Below are 2,392 nucleotides of genomic sequence, written 5' to 3' on the forward strand. Positions count from 1 at the left end.
CTAATAACTTAAAGGAACGGACGGTCAAAAGGGGGAAGTACAGAATATTCGTTAAGTTGATTTTTTTAACAATTGCATTACCTCGTTGTGAAGAATAAAAACGATACAGAAATTGTTTTATAATTAGGGGAATTACAAATTAGTGTGGGGTGTCTAACTGATGAACAAAGGGAGCATTCGTCGCTGTCTAGGATAAAAAGAAAATAGGAACCTGTCGCAGGTTCCTTATATATTTATTCAATTTTCGGGTCTGTTTGTTTATTCTTAAGTCGTTTCTCAACTTTTTTTATGCTCTCGTAGGTCGGAAGGTCCTCTGGCATAGTGCCGCCCAACTCGGCAATTGTTTGACGAACTTTCTTACCTACTTCAAAATGGGTTTGGTTTGCTGCTGTACGTCCCGATATAGAATCTCTGCGTAGCTTATCTTCTGTTTGTGTTGCCCGAAAGAGGTTGGCCGCGAGTTCAGTGGTGCCCATGTGATCTAAAATCTTTTGTGACTTCTTAAGCTCTTTTTTTTCGTGTATTCCTGTTTTATCTAGCCCACCGTAAAGCCCTCTATATCCGTGATTTTGAAATACTGCGAACTCTAGTGGAGTAACAACACCTGACTCATAGGCAGCATCAGCCAGAGCGGTATTGTGATTTTTTAGTTCTTCACGAAGCATGTATCTCTTTTCATCTTCTGAAGCATGTTCGAATAGTTCTTGTTTACGTGTTTGTACAGCGAAATATGTCTGTCCTAATGCCACAACCTCTTTTGAAGGGTCAGCATTTTGGATAATAAGGTAACAGGCGTATCGTGAAAGCTTAAAAGATTCAACTTCACGCTTACCACCTTTACCGAGTTCTACAAGATCAGTCATTGGGATGAAGTGATCCTCGATAGTTTGTCCGCTATTTTCACAAGATCTCTTAGCACGTTCAATTACGGGTATAAAGTAACGGTATTCGGTGTATTCAAGAATTTTTGCAATATCTCTGGCCGACCAAAACTCAATTCCGTCCGCATTTTGGCGCCTAATTTCTTCAAAAATAGAATTGTGATCGGCTTGATCTGACGTTGTTAGTTTCAATACGAACCCTCCATATCATATAAGTTAATTTATAACTGCACTATTACCTTAGCACATTTCTACAGAGAATAAGCCTTATCATTCCGTTCACTTGCACGGAATGATATTGATACGTTTTAAATAGAATATAACGAGTTCTCTTATACTACAAAAGCGCGAGCCACGAATGAGTTTTCGAGAGCTTGCGCCTTTTGTTTATTTACTCATCAGCATCTACATATTCAACTCGTAATAATTTTCCTATATCATCTATATCTAAAACATTAATGATTTTTTCTAATGCCTGTCGGGGAAACATCTTGTTTTTATTTCTGACCATTTCTGAAATGGTAGCTTCTCTAATACCAGTTAGCTCGGCTAATTTCTTTTGTTCCCAACCCTTTTCGCGTAAGAGGTTCTTTAAATCACAGACGAGCAATCGTTGACTCAATGTCTTTCCTCCTTTCTTATTTCACATAACTAAATATATAGAGGATATGAGAAACGTAATAAATGTTGACAATTACGTAAAACGTAATTATAGTTAAATTACGAAAATCGTAATTAAAAAAGAATTTATGTATGGATCACGGGGGGAGGGACTGCACATATCAAGAACTCGGCATAACATAGTTTTTTATTTCCTAATTATAACGTGTGCTCTGTTCTTCATCTATAAGAGTTATTATTTCGCGGATATCTGAAATGTCTAATGCTTTTGCAATTTGTTCAATATGCTTGAAATTGATATTTTCTCTCTTATCGTTTGCCAGTTTAGAAAGTGCTGCTCAGCGGACGCCTGTTTTATAAGATAGCTGGTTTAGAGAGATACCCTTACTCTTAATTTAACTCGCCAAGCATTATTTTTACTTTCATGTTACACACTCCTGAATTTATTCCAGACAATTATTTATTGTACTCATAAGCGTACGATAAAATCAATAATAACATTATATGTATAAGGGATCAGTTGGTCATAGGAACACTATGTTCTATAAATAGATTGGGAAGGGAGGAGATTTTATCTATGGAATCATTAAAACTGGAACAGGCGGCTATGGTGTATGGACCTTATGATCTGCCGCATATGTACGAGATATTCGAGGGAGTTGTTTATGAGGGTTGTTATTTCTTTTATCTCGAAAATGGCGCTTTGTGCTTACGTCATGTACAAAAGGTGGAACAGCCGTATCATACGCACCTTTATGTAGAAGGAGAGTATGGAGGGCTTCAACTGGCGAGAGGGGTACAGCGTGAAATTACGGAGGTTGTCACGGACATTATTCGGTGCTGGAGAGGTAAGAGTGGACTGGCTTTTTTATTCGATGAATTACTTTGTC

4 protein-coding genes are annotated in these 2,392 nt (G+C 37.6%); 1 reads left to right on the forward strand and 3 read right to left on the reverse strand.

The features are described 5' to 3' along the window. Positions 1 to 233: 233 nt before the first annotated feature. From dinD to QD47_RS34000, 3 genes are all read right to left on the reverse strand, one after another. Complete coding sequence (gene dinD, locus QD47_RS29320) at positions 234 to 1,073, reverse strand: DNA damage-inducible protein D (protein ID WP_044649442.1); 840 nt, start codon at positions 1,071 to 1,073, stop codon at positions 234 to 236. Between the two features lie 199 nt (positions 1,074 to 1,272). After that, the gene (locus tag QD47_RS29325) at positions 1,273 to 1,503 is read right to left on the reverse strand and encodes a helix-turn-helix domain-containing protein (protein WP_044649443.1); all 231 of its coding nucleotides are present in this window, start codon (positions 1,501 to 1,503) and stop codon (positions 1,273 to 1,275) included. A gap of 193 nt (positions 1,504 to 1,696) precedes the next feature. Next, positions 1,697 to 1,825, reverse strand: coding sequence for a hypothetical protein (locus QD47_RS34000; RefSeq protein ID WP_327204696.1), 129 nt, complete (start codon positions 1,823 to 1,825; stop codon positions 1,697 to 1,699). Between the two features lie 254 nt (positions 1,826 to 2,079). Here QD47_RS34000 and QD47_RS29330 point away from each other — a divergent pair. After that, positions 2,080 to 2,392, forward strand: a 313-nt coding sequence (locus QD47_RS29330) for a hypothetical protein (RefSeq protein ID WP_044649444.1), incomplete at its 3' end; no start/stop codon positions are given.

It is taken from the genome of Paenibacillus terrae (assembly GCF_000943545.1).
Classification (GTDB): domain Bacteria; phylum Bacillota; class Bacilli; order Paenibacillales; family Paenibacillaceae; genus Paenibacillus; species Paenibacillus terrae_A.